The organism is Nocardia sp. NPDC003693, assembly GCF_053981095.1.
The window spans coordinates 64009-82700 of record NZ_JBSFNO010000002.1 but is presented as its reverse complement, the minus strand read 5'-3'; the positions used below and the strand labels follow the sequence as shown (position 1 = coordinate 82700).

14 protein-coding genes are annotated in these 18692 nt (G+C 69.9%); 10 read left to right on the top strand and 4 right to left on the bottom strand.

The annotated features are described in order from the left end of the window. Nucleotides 1–50: 50 nt before the first annotated feature. Nucleotides 51–1262: a DUF7373 family lipoprotein gene (locus ACWDOP_RS04275; protein WP_456343877.1), complete on the bottom strand. Its 1212-nt coding sequence runs from the start codon at nt 1260–1262 to the stop codon at nt 51–53. 195 nt (nt 1263–1457) lie between these two features. On the opposite strand from ACWDOP_RS04275, the gene ACWDOP_RS04270 reads away from it, so the two are divergent. Further along, nucleotides 1458–2885 (top strand): FHA domain-containing protein, encoded by a 1428-nt coding sequence (locus ACWDOP_RS04270; protein ID WP_456343876.1) that lies wholly within the window; start codon nt 1458–1460, stop codon nt 2883–2885. 6 nt (nt 2886–2891) lie between these two features. On the opposite strand, the gene ACWDOP_RS04265 is transcribed toward ACWDOP_RS04270, so the two are convergent. Further along, the gene (locus ACWDOP_RS04265) at nt 2892–4331 is read right to left on the bottom strand and encodes a metallopeptidase (RefSeq protein WP_456344049.1); all 1440 of its coding nucleotides are present in this window, start codon (nt 4329–4331) and stop codon (nt 2892–2894) included. A 256-nt stretch (nt 4332–4587) separates the two neighbouring features. Here ACWDOP_RS04265 and ACWDOP_RS04260 point away from each other — a divergent pair, with 256 nt between their 5' ends. The 5 genes from ACWDOP_RS04260 (at nt 4588) to glmM (ending at nt 12386) form a co-directional block, all read left to right on the top strand. After that, the gene (locus ACWDOP_RS04260; RefSeq protein ID WP_454202355.1) at nt 4588–7188 is read left to right on the top strand and encodes an FHA domain-containing protein; all 2601 of its coding nucleotides are present in this window, start codon (nt 4588–4590) and stop codon (nt 7186–7188) included. 55 nt (nt 7189–7243) lie between these two features. Further along, nucleotides 7244–9481 (top strand): hypothetical protein, encoded by a 2238-nt coding sequence (locus tag ACWDOP_RS04255; protein WP_456343875.1) that lies wholly within the window; start codon nt 7244–7246, stop codon nt 9479–9481. Between the two features lie 313 nt (nt 9482–9794). Then, on the top strand, nt 9795–10238 hold the full coding sequence (gene rplM, locus ACWDOP_RS04250; protein WP_354990186.1) for a 50S ribosomal protein L13: 444 nt from the start codon (nt 9795–9797) through the stop codon (nt 10236–10238). After that, entirely contained in the window at nt 10235–10747 is a 513-nt protein-coding gene (gene rpsI / locus ACWDOP_RS04245; protein WP_454202357.1) for a 30S ribosomal protein S9, read from the top strand. The genes rplM and rpsI overlap by 4 nt, the downstream gene beginning before the upstream one ends. Before the next feature lie 271 nt (nt 10748–11018). Then, nucleotides 11019–12386, top strand: a complete 1368-nt coding sequence (gene glmM, locus ACWDOP_RS04240; protein WP_456343874.1) for a phosphoglucosamine mutase — start codon at nt 11019–11021, stop codon at nt 12384–12386. Nucleotides 12387–12462: 76 nt separating this feature from the next. On the opposite strand, the gene ACWDOP_RS04235 is transcribed toward glmM, so the two are convergent. Continuing rightward, on the bottom strand, nt 12463–14106 hold the full coding sequence (locus tag ACWDOP_RS04235; protein WP_456343873.1) for an ABC-F family ATP-binding cassette domain-containing protein: 1644 nt from the start codon (nt 14104–14106) through the stop codon (nt 12463–12465). Between the two features lie 116 nt (nt 14107–14222). Here ACWDOP_RS04235 and ACWDOP_RS04230 point away from each other — a divergent pair, with 116 nt between their 5' ends. From ACWDOP_RS04230 to ACWDOP_RS04215, 4 genes are all read left to right on the top strand, one after another. Beyond that, on the top strand, nt 14223–14423 hold the full coding sequence (locus ACWDOP_RS04230; RefSeq protein ID WP_454202360.1) for a PspC domain-containing protein: 201 nt from the start codon (nt 14223–14225) through the stop codon (nt 14421–14423). A gap of 101 nt (nt 14424–14524) precedes the next feature. After that, nucleotides 14525–14836 (top strand): DUF6802 family protein, encoded by a 312-nt coding sequence (locus ACWDOP_RS04225; RefSeq protein ID WP_454202361.1) that lies wholly within the window; start codon nt 14525–14527, stop codon nt 14834–14836. 209 nt (nt 14837–15045) lie between these two features. Next, nucleotides 15046–15366, top strand: coding sequence for a hypothetical protein (locus ACWDOP_RS04220; protein ID WP_456343872.1), 321 nt, complete (start codon nt 15046–15048; stop codon nt 15364–15366). Continuing rightward, on the top strand, nt 15363–17399 hold the full coding sequence (locus tag ACWDOP_RS04215; protein ID WP_456343871.1) for a hypothetical protein: 2037 nt from the start codon (nt 15363–15365) through the stop codon (nt 17397–17399). Before ACWDOP_RS04220 ends, ACWDOP_RS04215 begins: the two co-directional genes overlap by 4 nt. Before the next feature lie 420 nt (nt 17400–17819). Here ACWDOP_RS04215 and ACWDOP_RS04210 read toward each other — a convergent pair whose 3' ends face one another. Continuing rightward, entirely contained in the window at nt 17820–18686 is an 867-nt protein-coding gene (locus ACWDOP_RS04210; protein WP_456343870.1) for a dienelactone hydrolase family protein, read from the bottom strand. Nucleotides 18687–18692 lie beyond the last annotated feature (6 nt).

Sequence of the window (18692 nt, the reverse complement as noted above, 5' to 3'; positions counted from 1 at the left end):
GGATCATCTCGCGGGCGGCACGGCGGGTGGTGCGCTGGCGAGCCTACCGATTACAGGCTGTTCGCGAGGAGCGCGTACTGCGCCGCGATCTTCTGCCGCACGTCCGGTTCGTCGTCGCTGCTGACCACGCCGACGTAGCGCTTGTAGGTCACGTAGCAGCGGTTCTTGTACTCGGTTTCGGTGTCGCCCTTGCTGTTCAGCTGTACGCACTTGGCGCCGGGGACGTCGTTGGGCGCGCCGATGCTGTCGTAGTGATCACTCTCGTCGGCGACCAGCGCATCCAGCAGCGCCGTCGCGCCGGCGTCGTCGCGGGTGCGGATGACCGACGCGGTGTCCACGGTGGCGATCCCGTCCGCACCGGACGCGTTCACCGCCTGCTGGATCTTGCCCTGGTCGTTGGCGCTGTGCACGATCTTGGTCCCGCCGTAGGCGGCGAAGGTGCGCGGTTCCGGTGTGCCGTCGCCCCGTTCGGCGACCACGGCCCGGGCCAGCAGGTCGTCCGGATCCACCTCGAGCTCACCGAGATTGGACTCGGGGGTGGGCGCGAACTTCGCCAGCGCCGGGACCTGGGCGTCGAAGGTCTTGCGGACCCAGTCCAGCAGGTCCTTCTCGTCGGCGGCGGGGCGCTGGATGAACAGCGAGATCACGAAATCCTTGTAGGGCAGGAACGCGCCGATCGTGGGTACGCCCGGCCGCCAGTGGATGAAGGCGTTCGGGTACTGGCTGAGCGTGAGCTTCTTGTTGAGATCGGGCGCGACACCGAAGTCGGCGTCCTCGAGCTCGCTCGCGGCGGTCTTGGCGGTGCGCTCGTCCCCGAAGCGCAGCACCATGTTGGTGATGGTGGTGGCGCCCGCCGGATCCGGCTTGCCCGGCTCGTCGACCTTGTCCGAGCCGCTGGCGGCGAAGGCGGTGATCAGCTTGTTGCGGTCCAGCACCGCGCGCGAGGGCGCCGCGAGGGCGACCTTGGTGGCGTCCTCGGTGCTCACCGTGGCCCGGCCGCCGCGACCGTAGGTCAGCGACGGGTCGATGGCGACCGTCGGCACCACGGCGTCGGCCATCCGGAAACCCTCGAGCAGCGCGCCCTGGCCGTCGGCGTCGCGCGGGTAGACGTACTTGTCGACCGGGTAGGAGCCGACCTCCAGGGTGCGGACATCGAGTTCGCCGGCGACCGGCGTGCCCTCGATGCTGCCGCAGGCGGTCAGCAACAGCGCGGTCAGTGACAGACAGGCGGCCAATAGTGGTGTGCGCGCTGTGCGAACCATGTCAGGTCCTCGTTCCTCCCGTACGGTGCCATCAAGGTAGCGGACGAACCCGGCGGCCGGTGGGCCGTCGCGCATCGTCGCGCTTCCTACCGCTCATCGTTCGACGGCGGCCCGGACGTAACGAAACCGGCCACGTAATCTGGTGCGTGTGCTGAACATCCCGTGCCGCGCGAACATCGGGGGCCGGTTCCATTGATGGATCGGCAGGTCGAGGTTGTCGCGGGCAATCACATCGTCGCCCGGGTGGCCGGTGCGGTCATCCTGGTCGCGCACCGTGAACAGGGCGCGCTCACCGCGCGTTCGCGGGCGTTCGCGGCCGCGACCGCGCTGTCGGATCTGGTGGCCGAGGCCACCCGCCTGGCCCCGGACGGGCCGGGCAGGCAGGTCGCGCGCCAGGCCACCCGCTGGCTGATGAAGGACGCCGAGCGCATCTCACCGGGTGAACCGATCGAGTTCGGCATCCTGTCCGCCGCCGAGACGGACGGGGTGGCGATCTTCCTGCACGGTTCGGTGACCGCCGTGCTGGCCGGTGAACAGCTCGAGTACTACCGCGGGAGCGACGCCGCCTTCACCGTGGACCGGGTCGCCGCGCATCCCGCGCGGGCCGCGGCGCTGCTCATCGACGCGGGCAAGCGCCGGGCGCCGGAGCTGCCCGAACGCGGAATCGGTTCGCTCATCGAGGGTGTGGCGGTCGCGGGGGGCGCGGTCGTCTGGTTCGAGGGTGCCCCGGTCACCTCCTGGCGGCCCGCCGACGGCGCGTGGGCCGTGGCGCCCGGCGCGGCTCGCGCGCGCGGCCCCGTCGTGCCGCCGCCGCCCACCGCCTCCTTCGACCCTGAACCGGAATCGACGCCGCGGGCGGCGGATTCGGCCGCGGACACCGATCTCGCGCCGACCCGCACCTCCAATCGCATTCCCACCGAATCCGATACCGAGCTGGGCGAACCGCCGGCCACCGCCGGATTCGAACCGAACACCGACGCGCTGCCCGCCACCGCGGGATTCGACCCGACCGCCGAATCACCCCGTGCGAGCGCGGGATTCGATCCCCATCGCGCGCCCACCGAGACCGGTGGCACCAACCCCGCGCCGAAACCCGATCCGGGACTGCAGCGCCGGCTGGAGGCGACGGCCAAGGCGGCCGCGCTGACCACGAAGGTGCTCGGATTCAAATGCGCGCGAGCGCATCCCAGCGATCCACGCGCCGCGTTCTGCTCGGTGTGCGGTATGCCGGTGGATCAGACGCAGCAGGTTTCCGAGGTGATCAGGCCGCCGCTGGGCATGCTGGTGCTCGACGACGGCATGACCTACATGCTGGCGGCCGACGCCGTCGCCGGGCGCGATCCGGAGTTCTCCGATGCCGCCCGCGGCGGCCTGGTGCCCTTGAAGATCGACGACAATTCCGGCGGCATGTCCCGTGCGCACGCGGAGATCCGGCTGGTGAACTGGGATGTCACGGTGCTGGATCGGGGCTCGACCAACGGCACGCGGGTGCGCCTGCCGGGGTACCGGGACTGGGTGCGGCTGCAGCCCGGCCAGCCCATGACGCTGATCCCCGGCGCGGAGATCATGCTGGGTAATCGCATGCTGCGCCTGGAACCGGTCGCGCCCCCGCCCTTCGGCTGAGCGGGGCTAGCTGTAGCGGGACGTGCAGGTGTTCTGGGTGCCCAGGACCCCGGCGCGGAAGGCGTCCACCCGGGAGAAGCCGCTGGGGACGGTGTTGCCGTCGGTGTCACTGGCGGCGAGACCGTCGGTGAGCAGCCCGGACACCGCCTCGTCGAGATCACCCGGCGACAGGCTGATGTCCCCGTCACCCTTGGATCTGTTGGGATCGGCCAGTTTTCCGGTGATCACCCCGGCCAGGCAGGCCGCGCGCAGTGCGGTCTTGGCGCCCTTGAGTTTCTGGCCCTCGTTCTGCTGCACCGCCAGCGCGTACCGCGAGATGAACACGACATACGCGGTGAAATCACCGGTCACCTTGACCGGAAGACCGTCCTGCTCATCGGTATTGGCCTGCCCGCGATCACGCAGCGCGGAGAGATCGGTGCCGATCGTGTTGGTGGCCGGGCAGTAGGTCACCGGCACCGTGTCCTTGCCGTTGCGGCACTTCAGGGTCGCGCCGTCGTAGGTGTACTCGGGCGCCTCGTCGATCGGCATGATCGCGGCCATGGCCTTGGTCAGCTCGTCGAGATTGCCGCGGTCCACCTCGGATTCGCCCATGGTGGAGTCGTTGCCGAAGGTCTGCGGCAGATTGCCGCGCCTGCGCTCGATCTCGTCGGTGTCGATCGCCTTGCATGCCTTGGGCCCATCGGTGAAACCGACCTGCACCGCGGTCACCCGCTCGAACGCCGAACCGTGCACGCTCTCGGGATCCTCGGGATTGTCATCGCGAATGGCGACGGTGGCGGCCAGCACGGCGTTGAGCCCGTCGGAGGTGTTGATGGTGAAATGCTTCGATTTGCCCTCGGCCACATGGCGAATGAACGCGCCCGCGAAGCAGTCCGCCTGCTGCTCCTTCACGATGGTCGGGGTCTTGCGGCTCACGATCTTGGCGATGCTCTGGATGGCGTGCCCGTATTCGTGGGCGATCACGGTGACCACCGACATCTTCCCGAAGGTCTCCTGCACCGCGGGCAGCAGCACGGTGCGATCCCAGCCGATGGTGTGGTCGAGACTGCAGTAGGCGGCGTTGACCAGCCGGTACGTGCTCTCCTCGCAGAACTGGACCTGTTGCGAGCGTGGGGCTTTCGCGCTCCAGGACACCAGGTTGGTGACCCGGACGAAATCGCCCTCGAAGTCCTTGCCGAACTCGCTGCTCCAATAGGACTCGAGGTCCTCGATCGCGTTCATGACGAGCCGGTCGATATCGCCGTCGTCGGTGTTCACCGCGCGCAGCGGATTGTCGGGCACCCCGCCGCGCGGTCCGCTGGGACCGCTGGTGGTGGGCAGTCCCGCGACCTTGAACGGATCGTCGTAGATCGAGACCGCCCGGCCGGGAACATTGCGGGTACACCCGCCGAGTACCACCGCGATACAGGTGAGCAGGATCAGCGTCACCGTCGCCCGGCGCATCCCCACGTCCACTCCCTCACGGTCCTGCCCTGTTCCGCCCCACCGGCCGAACGCCCGCGCACGCGCGGTAGGGCGATTCGAGCCCACCGCATATTATCCGGCACCCGGCCCGCGGCCCGGGCCAGCCGCCCGATCGGTCATCGGACCGGCGGTGATTCGACGCCGGCGCCGCCGCGCGCGAGGCAAACCGTGATCCGCCCTCGACCGCCTCGAGACTCATCTGGCTCCGGGCGAGGTAGCCGGTAGTATCCGGGCCATGTCTTCACCGGGGGCGCAGCAGATCACCGTGCGTCATGAAGGAACCGATCGGGTCTTCGACGCAAGTCAGCAGATCACCATGGGGCGGGCGCCCGAGGTCACACTGTTCGTGGACAGCCCGCTGGTTTCGCGAGTACACGCCACACTGTCCTGGCGGGGGAACGGGTGGGTGCTCGCCGACAACGGCAGTACCAATGGTGTTTTCGTCGACGCGCGCCGGATCGGCCAGCCGCTGACCATCGACCGGCCCGTGCAGGTGCGGCTCGGCGACGCGATCACCGGGCCGCTGCTGCACCTGGTACCGCAGGGCGCGCAGCCGCAGTACCGGCCGCCGGCGCCGCAGCGCCCGCCGACGCCCTCGCACGGCCAGCCGCAGCAGCGGCCGCCGCAGCAGCCGCAGTACCGACCGCCCGCACAGCACCGCCCGCCCACACCCGCGCATCCGCAGCAGCCGGTGCAGCGCCCGCCGCACTCGGCGCAGCAGCCCGTGCAGCGGCCGCCGACAGCGGGCAACCCGATGCCCTCGGCCGGAATGCCCTCCGCGCCGCTGCCTTTGCACCCGGACGCCCCGGCCAACATCAACATGACGGCCAAGGCGACCATCTCCGCGACCCCGCCGGTGCGCGCCCGCGCCGGCACCGGCCCGGCCGCGCGCGCCGATCGAATTCCCGCCAACGGCTTGCACATCGGTCGTACCAGCGACAACGAGATCGTCGTCAACGATCCGCTGGCCTCGCGCCGGCACGCCCGCCTGGTCTCCGATCGCGGCAATCTGGCCATCGAGGATCTGGGCTCGGCCAACGGCACCTTCGTCAACGGCCGCCGCGAACAGCGCACCGCGCTGCGCGAACGCGACATCGTCACCATCGGCAACATCGACTTCGTCGTCCAGGAGGGCACGCTCGTCCACCGGCAGCGGCCGGTCGCCGAGCAGGGCCTGCACGTGCACGGGGTCAGCTTCACCGTCGAGGGCAACAAGCAGCTGCTGGTCGACGTGAACCTGCAGGCCGGGCGCGGCACCCTGACCGCGCTCATCGGACCCTCGGGCGCGGGCAAGTCGACGCTGTCCAAACTCATCGCGGGCAACACCCAGCCCTCGGCCGGCGTGGTCACCTTCGAGGGCCGCGGCCTGCACGCCGAATACGAAGCGCTGCGCTCGCGCATCGGCATGGTGCCGCAGGACGACGTGCTGCACCGTCAGCTCACGGTCAAGCAGGCGCTGGGCTTCGCCGCCCAGCTGCGACTGCCCCCCGACACGACCAAGGCCGACCGCAAGCGCGTCATCGACGGTGTGCTGGACGAGCTTTCGCTCACCCAGCACGCGGACACCCGCGTCGATCGGCTCTCCGGCGGCCAGCGCAAGCGCGCCTCGGTCGCCATGGAATTGCTCACCGGCCCCTCGCTGCTGATCCTGGACGAGCCCACCTCGGGCCTGGACCCGGCGCTGGACCGTCAGGTCATGACCATGCTGCGCGAGCTGGCCGACGCCGGGCGCACCGTCATCGTGGTCACGCATTCGGTGGCCTGCCTGGACATGTGCGATCAGGTGCTGCTGCTGGCGCCCGGCGGCAAGACCGCGTTCGCCGGGCATCCCGGCAGCGTGCGCGATTTCCTCGGCACCAGCGACTGGGCCGAGATCTTCGCCCGCGTCGCCGAGGATCCCGATCGCGCCTTCGCCAATTACCGTTCCCGCCAAGCCTTCGCGCCCCCGCCGCCCGCGGTACAGCAGGGCCAGCGCGCCAAGCCGCCGAAATCGAGTTCCTTCAAACAGTTCTCGACGCTGTCGCGCAGGCAGATACGACTCATCTTCGCCGACCGCGGGTATCTCGCCTTCCTGCTGATACTTCCGTTCGTCCTGGGCGGGCTGTCCCTGGTGGTGCCGGGCAAGAACGGCTTCCAGAAGGGCGGCTTCACCCAGATGCCGGACGGGTCGTTCGTCAACACCGGCGGCAGTGAAGCGCAACAGCTCCTGGTGGTGCTCATCCTCGGCGCGTGCTTCATGGGCTCGACGCTGACCGTCCGCGATCTGGTGGGCGAGCGCGCCATCTACTACCGCGAGCGCGCGGTCGGCTTGGGCTCGGGCGCGTACCTGATGTCCAAGGTCGTGGTGTTCAGCCTCGCGGCGCTGCTGCAGGCCGCGGTCATGATGGGCATCGTGCTGGCGGGCAAGAAGCGGCCCGGACCGGGTGTGGTCATCTCGGCGGGCAGCGCCGAGCTGTACGTGGACATCGCGCTGACCGCGGTCACCTGTGTGGTGGTCGGTCTGCTGCTGTCCACTCTCGCCAAGTCCAACGAACAGGTGATGCCGCTGCTGGTCGTCACGATCATGTGCCAGCTGGTCATGGCCGGCGGCATGATCCCGGTGACGGGGCGCGTTGTGCTGGAACAGGTTTCGTGGCTCTTCCCGGCCCGCTGGGGCTACGCCTCAGGCGCGTCCACCATCAACATCCGCGACCTGTTCGCCAGTGCGCAGCCCGACGCGCTGTGGAAGCACGAACCGGGTATCTGGTACCTCGACGTGGCCATGCTGGTGGTGCTCACCATCGTGTTCTCGCTGCTCACCTGGTCTCGGCTGCGTTTGAAGAAGACGGCGGCGTGAGCACTGGGAGCGGGCAGCCGCGCGCTTCGCTGCGCGAGCAGGCACACTGATGGCTGTGACAGCTCGAGTAGGGGCAGTGCATCTCGGCTGGGACGTGGTCTCGGTGGCCGCCGGCGGCGGCAGCGCGGCGATCCGCCCGATCCAGGTCGAGGGCACCTACACCCCGCCCGCCTATCTGCTGGCGGACGCCTCCGGCCGCCTGCACACCGCCGGGGTCGACCGCCGCCCGGACGTCGGCATCGCCATCTCCGACGTCCGTGACATCCTGGGTCACCCGCAGATCGTGGTGGCCGGGGCGACCTGGCCCGCGGACCTGGTGTTCCGGGCGCGCCTGCACAATCCGCTGGCCGAGATCGTCAAACATCTCGGCGGCCCGGCCGACGTGATCGCGGTGCCGTTCCCCGACGAATGGCCCGACGCCAAGGTCGAGGAGTTCATGCGCCTGGTCGAGCAGCTCGGCGTCGTCGCCGAACCGCTGCCCGAATCGGTGGCCATGTCCGGTTACGTCCGCGCGCTCGGTCTGGTGCGCGCACCCGGGCGGGGTCCCGCGGTCGGGGCGACCGGCGTCTACTCCGACGGGCGGGAATGCCTGGTCGTGGCGGTGGACGGCGACGACGAACAGCCCACCGAATCGGTGAGCGTGCGCATCACCCCCGAGGCGCTGCATCAGGCCCGCGCCGCGGACAACGTGGTCATCGAGGTCATGGCGGCCGCGCGGGCGGTGGGGGCCGACACCTCGACCGTGCTGCTCGCGGGCAACGTGTGCTTCAACGACGCCATCCGGCTGGCGTTCCAGAATCATCTCGGCCACCGGTTCCAGGTGGCAGATCATCCGATGCACGCGCTGGTGCTCGGCGCGACGCATCTGCTGGTGAACGACACCGAGCTGGCCGAGGGGCTGGCGGAATCCGGTGCCGGGCAAGGGGACTCGGGCGCGGCCGCGGATCGGGCTCCGGTCGCTCCGGTCGCTCCGGCGGCGCAGGCCCCGGTGGCTCCGCCGGCGCAGCCCCCCGTGGCTCCGGCGGGACAGCCCCCGGTGGCTCCCGCACCGCAATCGTCGGGCTCGGCGGCTCCCGCCGCCCAGGCTCCCGCGGCCGCGCAGGCTCCCGCGGCCCAGGATGCTCCCGGCCGGCCCGCCGCGCCCGCGCAGGGCACACACGGCCCGGCCGGTGAGGGTGGACCCGGGCAGATGGCCCGCTCCGGCGGACAGCCGCGGCACGGCCGGCCCGCACCCGCGGGTCCGCCGTCCGGGCCGATCGGCAGGCAGCCCGCGGCCGCCGGTCCGGTCGAGCAGGGTCCGGCGCAGGGCGATGCCGCCGGTGTCGAGGAGACGCACCGCATCACCCCCGAGGAACTCGCGCAGACACCCATCGCCTCGCGCGGTGGCCTGCCGCCCGGGCTGGCGGGGGTCGGCGGACGCTTCACGCGGCCGCCGGGCACGCCCGCCGACGATCAGATGACCTCCGTCATGGGACGCGATCCGCAGCAGCCCGGAACGCCCGGCGCGTTCGGTCCCGCCCAGCAGGGCGGGCAACCGGGCGGCCAGGGCTATCCGGGCTACGGTGCGCAGGGCCAGCAGCCGGGGTATGCCGGTGGTACGCCGGGATATTCGGGTCCGCAGCAGGGTGCGCAGGGTTCCGGCGCGTACGGCGGCCAAGGCAGCTACGGCCAATCCGGTGGCGGGTACCCCCAGCAGGGCGGATACGGCCAGGGCGGCGCGGGATACGGCTCGCAGGGCGGGCAGTCCGGCGCCGAACAGGGCGGCTATCACCCCGATGCCGGCGGACGCGGGAGTTTTGCTGGGAGTTCCGGAAACGCTCCTGGTCAGGCCGGGTCGATGTACGGTGGGTCGATGCCGTCCAGTGGGTCGCGTCAGAATCCGCAGTCGTCGGAGGATGTTGCCGGGCAGTCGGATTCGGAGTCCGGCGCCGCGGGGGACCGCGCGCCGCGCAAGGGCAAGCTGTGGAAGAAGATGAAGGGCAACCTGTTCGGTACGCCCATCATCGTCGGCGCCGCGGCCCTCACGGTCCTGGGCGGCTATTCCGATTCCGCGCCACCGCAACTCGTGGCCTCCTGGGACGCGCCGCGCGCCCCCGGCCACGCGTGGGACCTGACCCGGCTGATGAACGACGCCTGCGCGCTCACCCCGTTCGCCGTGCCGCCGACGCCGGGCGTCACCGGCGTCGAGGTCCCCGAGCGCCCGCAGTGCCTGACCCAGGGCGTCGACACCCTGCGCTACACGATCCCGGGCCCGGTCCGGGGCAAGGACCCGGGCCCGCCGCTGCACATCTAGCGGTCGCTACCGCGACCAATCCACCGCAGGGCAGCGGGTGGGAGGAACACCTTGCTGTCCGTGGCCCGTCTCGTTCTGGACTGAGTGGAGCGGGGGAGCGAAGCGGAGGAGCGGAGGGAGGGAAGAACGAGACTTCGGGGGCCACGGACCCGCCCGGAGCGCAGCGGAGGGCCATAAGGTACTGTCCTTCGTTGGCGTGCGGTACAGCCGGGGTTACTCCTGGCCGTCGCACGAGTCCCGGGTCTCCACCAGCCGCCGGGATCGCTCGACCTCACGCCTGGCTGGCACCACATACGACAGACAGGGAACGACTGTGCCTACGTACAGCCCCAAGGCGGGTGACGTGACCCGTAAGTGGTACGTCATCGACGCCACTGACGTAGTGCTCGGCCGTCTTGCCGTGCAGGCCGCTGGCCTGCTGCGCGGCAAGAACAAGCCGACCTACGCGCCGAACGTCGACGGTGGCGATTTCGTCATCATCATCAACGCCGACAAGGTTGCCATCTCCGGCAACAAGCGTGAGAACAAGTTCATCCACACCCACTCCGGGTACCCGGGTGGTCTCACCTCGCGCTCGGTGGGCCAGGTCCTGGCCAGCCGTCCCGACCGTCTGGTCGAGAAGGCCGTCAAGGGCATGATCCCCAAGAACAAGCTGGGTAACGCCATCGGCGGCAAGCTCAAGGTCTACGCAGGCCCGACGCACCCGCACGCCGCTCAGCAGCCCATCCCGTTCGAGATCAAGCAGGTGGCCCAGTGACCGCTCCTGAGGAATTCGCCGACGACTACGTTGTCGAAGACACCACCGTCGAGGTCGTCGAGGAGGGTGACGGCTACGAGGCCGAGTACTCCGCCGAGGAGACCTTCGCCCCCATCGTGATCGACCGTCCGGTGCAGACCGTCGGCCGTCGCAAGGAGGCCGTGGTTCGCGTGCGCATGGTGCCGGGTACCGGCAACTTCGTGCTCAACGGCCGCACCATCGAGAACTACTTCCCGAACAAGGTGCACCAGCAGCTGGTCAAGTCGCCGCTGGTGACCGTCGAGCGCACCGAGTCGTTCGACATCTACGCCCGCCTCGTCGGCGGCGGCCCGTCCGGTCAGGCCGGCGCGCTGCGCCTGGCGATCGCGCGTGCGCTGATCGAGGTCACCCCGGAGGATCGTCCCGCCCTCAAGCGTGCCGGCTTCCTGACCCGTGACCCGCGTGCCACCGAGCGTAAGAAGTACGGCCTCAAGAAGGCCCGTAAGGCGCCTCAGTACTCGAAGCGCTGATATCACGCCGTACGGCAATACCGTGCCCGGTCTCTGCGGAGGCTGGGCACGGTACGGTTCGGGCGGCGTTTCGCGTGGCTGCGATGCGGTGCGACCGCATCGCGCCCACGCGCCCGGGAATGATCCCGAGAGCAGGCTCCCGGCAACGGTTTTCCAAATCGCTGCTACCCCCGCGGTCCGGTGTTATCCGATACGTTTCGTGTCGGGTATCCCGTTCGGCGGGTGGGTTCGGGTGCCTGCTTTTCTGTTTTCCACCGATCAGGGGTGAGGTATGGGACGTTTGTTCGGCACCGACGGTGTCCGCGGGCTCGCCAACGACTCGTTGAGTCCGGAACTGGCGCTGCGGGTCTCGGCCGCGGCGGCACAGGTTCTGAGCAGGGGTAAGAAGCGCGCGCTGGCAGTGGTCGGGCGCGATCCCCGCGCGAGCGGCGAGATGCTGGAGGCGGCGGTCATCGCCGGGCTCACCTCGGCGGGCGTGGACGTGCTCTCGGTCGGCGTGCTGCCGACCCCCGCCGTCGCGTATCTGACCGGGGTGTACGACGCCTGCCTCGGCGTCATGATCTCCGCCTCGCACAATCCCATGCCGGACAACGGCATCAAGATCTTCGCGGCGGGCGGGCACAAACTCGACGACGCCATCGAGGACCGCATCGAGGCGCTCATGGCCGACGGCGGCTTCGCCCGGCCCACCGGCGCGGGCATCGGGCGGGTGCTCGGCAAGCCGGGACAGCTCGAGGAGGGGCAGCCCGCCTACAGCCTCGAGGGCACGCACGAACGCTACGTGGAGCACCTGGTCGAGGCCACCGGGCGCGACCTGGGCGGGCTCACCGTGGTGGTGGACTGCGCGCACGGTGCGGCGTCCGAGGTCGGACCGGCCGCCCTGCGCGAAGCCGGTGCGACGGTCATCGCTATCAACGCCGAGCCCGACGGGCTCAACATCAACGACGCGTGCGGCTCCACGCATCTGGACAAGATCCAGGCCGCGGTGCGCGAGCACGGCGCGGACCTCGGCCTGGCCCTGGACGGCGACGCCGACCGCTGCCTGGCCGTGGACGCCACCGGCGCGGTGGTGGACGGCGACGCGATCATGGCGATCATCGCCCTGGCCATGCGCGATGCGGGTGAGCTGGCGCAGGACACGCTGGTGGCCACCGTGATGAGCAATCTCGGATTGCACATCGCCATGCGCGACGCCGGAATCGTCGTGCGCACCACCGCGGTCGGGGATCGCTACGTGCTCGAGGAACTGCGTCGCAGCGGGTACACCCTGGGCGGCGAGCAGTCCGGGCACGTCGTGCTGCCCGCGTTCGGCACCACCGGGGACGGGGTGCTGACCGGGCTCAAGCTCATGGCCCGCATGGCCGAAACCGGCCGCGCCCTGGCCGATCTCGCGTCCGTGGTGACCACCGTGCCGCAGGTGCTGGTGAACGTTCCGGTTTCGGACAAGGCCGCCGTCGCGGTCGCTCCCGAGGTGCTGGAGGCGGTCGCGGAAGGTGAACGTCAGCTGGGTGACACCGGGCGAATCCTGCTGCGGCCCAGCGGAACCGAGCAGCTGGTGCGGGTGATGGTCGAGGCGACCGATCCCGAGCACGCCAACCGGCTGGCCGGCGATCTGGCGAAGCTGGTCGCCGCGGTCTGATCGGAGCTCGATCGAGGCCCGCTGCCATTTTGGCAGCGGGCCTTTTCGATGCGCGGGGCGCTGGTGCGGGGCCGGATCACTGCCCTTCGGTGAGCCGGCCCGCGTCCAGGTGCCAGCGGCGGGTGGCGCGGACGTTGTCGAGCATGCGGCGGTCGTGGGTCACCAGCAGGACCGTACCGGTGAAGGATTCGACGGCCTGTTCGAGCTGCTCGATGGCGGCCAGGTCCAGGTGGTTGGTGGGCTCGTCCAGGACCAATAGGTTGACGCCGCGCGCCTGGAGCAGGGCCAGGGCGGCGCGTGTCCGTTCGCCCGGGGAGAGGGTGTCGTTGGGGCGCAGCACATGTGGGCCGCGCAGGCCGAACTTGGCCAGCAGGGTGCGAACCTCGGCCTCGGGCCAGTCGGGGATCAGGGCGCTGAAAGTGTCCGCGAGCGTGTCGTTTCCGCGAAAGAGGCCGCGGGCCTGATCCACCTCGCCGATCGCGACGCCGGAACCCAGTGCGGCCGTGCCGCTGTCGGGGTCGGTCTTACCCAGCAGCAGCGCGAGCAGGGTCGACTTGCCGGCACCGTTGGCTCCGGTGAGCACGATGCGATCGCCGTAGTCCACCTGCACCGTCACCGGGCCGAGCGTGAAATCGCCTCGGGTGACACTCGCGCCGTTCAGCGTCGCCACCACCGAACCGCTGCGCGGCGCGGCGGCGATGGACATGCGCAACTCCCACTCCTTGCGCGGCTCCTCCACGGCCTCGAGGCGTTCGATGCGCCGCATCGTCTGCTTCACCTTGGACGCCTGCTTCTCGGTGGCTTCCGCGCGCGCCTTGCGGCCCAGCTTGTCCGAATCCTGTTTGCTCTTGCGGCGGGCATTGCGGACGCCGTGCTCCATCCAATTGCGCTGCATGCCGGCGCGGGCTTCGAGTCCGGCCTTGGTGTCGGCGTATTCGTCGTACGCCTCGCGCACATGGCGGCGGGCGATCTCGCGCTCCTCCAGGTACGACTCGTAACCGCCGTCGTACTGGCCTACCTGCTGCTGCGCCAGATCCAGTTCGACGATGCGATTCACGGTGCGCGCCAAAAACTCTCGATCGTGACTGATGACCATGAGGGGCTCGCGGACGCCGGTCACGAACTGTTCCAGGCGGGCCAGGCCGTTCAGATCCAGATCGTTGGTGGGCTCGTCCAGCAGCAGAATGTCGAAGCGGGACAGCAGCACCGAGGCCAGACCGGCGCGGGCGGCCTGACCGCCGGAGAGCACGGTCATGGGGGTGTCCAGGCCGTGCGGGAGACTGTCGGTGAGCCCCAGTTCGGCGGCGACCTCCTCGGCGCGCTGTTCCAGATCCGCGCCGCCCAGGGCCAGCCAGCGTTCGAGCGCGGGGGAGAACTCGTCCTCGCCGCCCTCGGCCAGGCGTTCGGCGGCGGCGTCCATCGCCAGCTGCGCGGCGGCGACCTCGGTGCGGCGGCGCAGGAACTCCAGCACCGATTCGCCCTCGACGCGTTCGGGTTCCTGGGTGAGGTAGCCGACCGTGGCATCGGGTGGGCTGAGGGTGATCTCGCCCTCGGGGGCATCGCCCTCGGCGAGCATGCGCAACAGGGTGGACTTGCCCGCGCCGTTCACCCCGACCAGGCCGATCACATCCCCGGGCGCCAGCACGAGATCGAGGTCGGCGAACAGGGTGCGCTCGCCGTGTCCGGCGGCCAGGCCGCGCGCATGCAGAGTGGTGCTCACCTGCGAGATTCTGCCGTGCTCAGGGTTTCACCCTGACTTCGGCCCCGCCGAAGTTCAGGGTCGGAATCGGGTGCGGGACCGATGCGCGGGGTGGTCCGGAACCGGAGAGTGGAGGTATGACAACACCGATCACCACCCAGAAGCGTCTCACCCGTTCGAGCCGGGACAAGTGGATCGCCGGCGTCTGCGGCGGCCTCGCCGAGTACTTCGGCTGGAGCCCCGGCATCGTCCGACTGCTCTTCGTGCTGTCCTGCCTGCTGCCGGGACCGCAATTCATCCTGTACCTCGTGCTGTGGCTGGTTATTCCGAAGCGTTGATTCATCCACAGGTGGTGAGTTATCCACATTTGGTATGAAGGCAATGCGGGGAGGGCTCGCGGGTGACAGGATGAGATCCACGTCACAGTGGAGGAGTTCGCATGGTCACATCGGGTGATCTGTCCGGGGGTTTGGATCTGCCGAATCTCGACTCGCATTCCGAATTGGGCGCGCTCGGCGCCGTGGAGCTACAGCATCCGACCCAGGACATCGATGGAGACGGTCTGCTGGACACCGTGACCACCAACAGCGACCGCGCCATGCACGTGTGGACCGATATGGATCACGACGGGTATGTCGATCACGTCACCGTCGTGGACAGCGGCGGGGCGTACGCGGCCTGGGAATTTCACCATCATCCGGACGGGTCCACCGAATGGGTGCGCACCGACGCCGGGCGTCTCGGCGGGTGATCGGCGGCTGGGCGGGGATTCGCGTCCGGCTGAATCGAGTTGCCGCCGAGGCTGATCCGAACGGCCTCGGTGGTGGTTGGCGGGCGATGGTTCGGTCTGCCGGGTCAGGATTGTGAACCGGTCGGCTGCTGTCGGCTGAGAGATCGTGGCGGTGGGCCGGTTGCCGCACTCGTGTCGGAGACTCAGGGGGATCAGTGGGGGGATCGAACATGCCCGGATCCGGTGCGCTGCATGTGGATCTGGATGCGGTGCGGGCCGGGGTCACTGTCCTGCGGGACTGTGCGGATGTGCTCGCGCGACACTCTCGTGCGGTGGCCGAGAACGACTTCGGCACGCGGAACTCCGACGCGGGGCGCGACTACGCCGTCCAGGCGGCGGCCATCCACGCGGGATTCACGCGCATCGCGGCTTTCCTGCACCGGTGGAGCAGCGCCGCGGTGGCCACCGCCGACGTATTCGACCACGCCGCGGGCGAATACGCGCGCGTGGATCGGGAGCGAGTGGCGGCAGCGGGTGCGGTGCGGCCATGACCTTCGATCCCGCCGGGAAGTCGATCGACGAGATATTGGATTACGGCGCTGCCGGGCTGCGGTACTGGGAGCTCGTGATGCCGCGCTACGACGAGGCGTTCACGCCGCTGCCGAACAGTGCTTCGTCTACCTTGCGGGCGGCCTACGACGAGCAACGCGGTGCCGACTTGGCAGGGCTCGACGATGCTCGAAGCCGGCTGGTCGTGGCGCTGGCGGCGGCGGAGACACAGTGGTCCGCGCAGTGGGGGTTGGCGCACCAGCTGCCCGCGGACTGGCAGGGTGGGACGGGCGCTGCCGCTCAATCCATACTGGTCGCCCAATTGCGCCGTGCCCGAGAGGATCTCGACGCAGCGCAGTCTGCCGCCACCGCCCTCGGCGATCTACTCACCCCGCTGCGCCAGGCTGCAGCGGCCAAGGCGGAGGCGGCGCTCGCACTTCTGGAATCCGCGCCGGACGGAGCGCCACGAGTGGCTGTCGCGGGTAGAACGCCCGACGAGATCGCGACGCTGGACGCGAATGATCCCTGGCTCGCCACCACCTTCAAATCGGAGGTGGAGCACAACCTCGATGCCTTCACCCGAGCCTGTCGAACGGCGGATCACGCTTTCGAATCCCAGTACGCCACGGTGATATCCGCGCTCGACGGGATTGCCGACCTGCCTTATCCTCAGCCGGGCGGCCTCGAAAACGAACAGCCGTCGGGCTGCACCGATTCGGGGCAGTTCGGGCACGCGCCGGTTCCCGCGGGCACCGCTCGGGATGTGCCGACCGACGGCTGCTGCACTCCCGATGGCGCGCCGAACGCTGGTGGACAGCCGACATCACCCGAATCCATCGACCCGCGTTCAGGTTCCGGCTCCGCACCGAATACGAACCCGGACCAGCGGTCGATCCCGGCCGCGTATGCCGGACAGGATCCGGGCTCCACCACCGGCCTCCCGAACGACTGCGACCGATCATCCGGCGGTCCGTCCACGGCTCCGGCGACCACCTGCCCCGACTCCGGCAAGCCGAATCCGAGCCAGCCGCAATGCGTCCCATCCACTGCCCCTGCCACCTGCGACCACCCCTCGACCCGCACCACTCCGTCCACAACCCACCGCGACACCGAAGCCGATTCCCCTCAATCGCCCCCGGGATCCGCCACCGAGCCCGACCGGTCCTCGCCCGCCGAGCCACTCGCCGAAGCTGCCACCGCCTTCCTGACGACCCTCACCGGCTTCGCCGATTCCCTCTTCACCACCCTGATCCCCGAAACACTCTCCGCCCTCACGGATCTCCTGCCGACTTCTGGCGAATCCACCCCGGAATCCGCGAATCCGGATCCCAACCCGCTCACCCCCGCCGATGTCACTCCCGACCCCGCCGAGCCGTCGAAGGGCGCACCCAACCCGTCACTCCCGGAGCCTCCACCCGACTCCGCTGACTCCCAGCCCCCGGCGGCTGGCAATCAACCACCGGACGGCTCCGCCAACTCACCCGATTCTTGCGAAAACCCACCGCTCCAGCCCGAAAAGGCAGGTGCAACAGCCGATCCCGCCCACCCGGCCCCACCGCCCCCGATCGCCCCCGACGCCGAGTCTCCCGCCGCCCCGCCAATCGCTCGCGACGGCGACCCGGCCCAACGCCCCTGCCCGCCCGGGATAGACCAAGCCCCTCAACTCGACGGCAAGGCCCCACCCGAACCCCCGCCCACACCGCCCGGCAACCAATCCACCTGTGAGCCGAAGCCCTTGCCGCCGAACGAGCCCGCCCCCGACCCGAACCCGGTACCCGAGGTCCCCGCACCCCAGCCCGGTTGCGAAGCGGCCCCATTGCCCCCGAAGGCCGCCGCCCCGAACGACCCACCCGATTCCCCGCCCCAACCCAACCTGGATGTGCGCCCACTCGGTCCGGACGGCCAGCCGCCACCTGCGGCGTCCCCACCTACCGAAGCCGCACCTCCGCAGCCTCCCGAACGGCCCGGTGATGGTCCCCCAGGGTCCGAAATCCCGGACATAGGAACAGATATCCCCGACACGGTCCAGCCTTAGGCGGCGTCTCCTACCGGAGTAGAGATGTTTGCGTAGGGGTTTCCGGTGGGTCTGGCTGGGCGACTCGGCGGCGGTTGGCGTGGCCTACCGGGGGAAGGACGCAGTAATGATTGGGGTGAACCCCGCGGTGGTTGTCCTGACTCGGAAAGACGCTGACCGCGGTGTCATGTCCAGGATCTGTCGGACGGTCCGGCCGGGATCGACGAATCCACCCCGCCGGCAAGGCTGCCGAATGCAACTGTCGCGCGGGGTTACGATCCGAGCCCGACCCGACGTCCCCAGTTCCGCGCCCACCATGCCGCGAGCTCCCGCTCTGCCGAAACACGCTCTGCGCCTGTCGGGTTGGGCACTTCGTAGTCTGTCTCGGCCACCGCTCGCTGATCTTCACTCACGCCGCGAGTCGCCGGCCGCGAACCGGCCCTACTTGCGCAGTGCCTGAACCAACTGCAGGAGAGGGAGCTTCTGCGCCTCCGGGGCGGGCTCCTCCTCGGGAGCGTGGGGGTCCACCCAGGTCGTGTGGGGTACCAGAGCCTCGGGGTCGGCGAACGGCTTGTACTTCTTGTCGCCGAGGAGGGTGTAGTTCAGGTAGCCGGTCAGCAGAGCACGGGTCAGGCGCTCGGTCTTGGGCTCGTGCTTGCCCGCGCCGAGCGCCGAGAGGGCGCGGCGGCCCTCGACTATGCCGTTGTGTGTTGCCTTTTCGACCGTGCGCAGGATAGCCGGGCCCGCCCAGGCGGCGGCCAGGGGCAGGGCGTTGGAGTTCACCGCGTCGAGGTCGTCGGCGCCCGCCAGGATCAGGGCGGGGGCGTCGATGCCGGGGGCCAGGGCCTCGCCGGAGGGGGCGGTGGGCGAGGGGTACAGGGCGGCCACCGCGGCCACCTCGCGCTGGGAGGCGGCGATCACCGCCGCGCCCGCGCCCATGCCGTGCCCGGCCAAGGCCAGGCGATCGGGGTGCACGCTGATGTCGCCGTTACCCAGGCGGACCCCGGTGCAGATGTCCAGGGTGGTGATCAGATCGGTCGCCAGATTCAGGTGCGACGGAATCGGGCCGCGCTCGGTATCGGGCGCGGCCGCCACGAACCCCCACGACGCCAGATGCTCCAGGAGGCGACGGTAGTTCGAGGCGCCAGTCAGCCACCCGTGACCGAAGGCCACGGCGGGCAGATTCAGGCCCTTCGCGGGCGTGTACACCACGCCGGGCTGCCCGGCGATGCCGAGGTTTCCCCGCAGCACCTGATGGGAGCCGCGGGCGGTCAAAGTGCTCAGGAGCGATTTCACAGACGCCGACACGAGGTT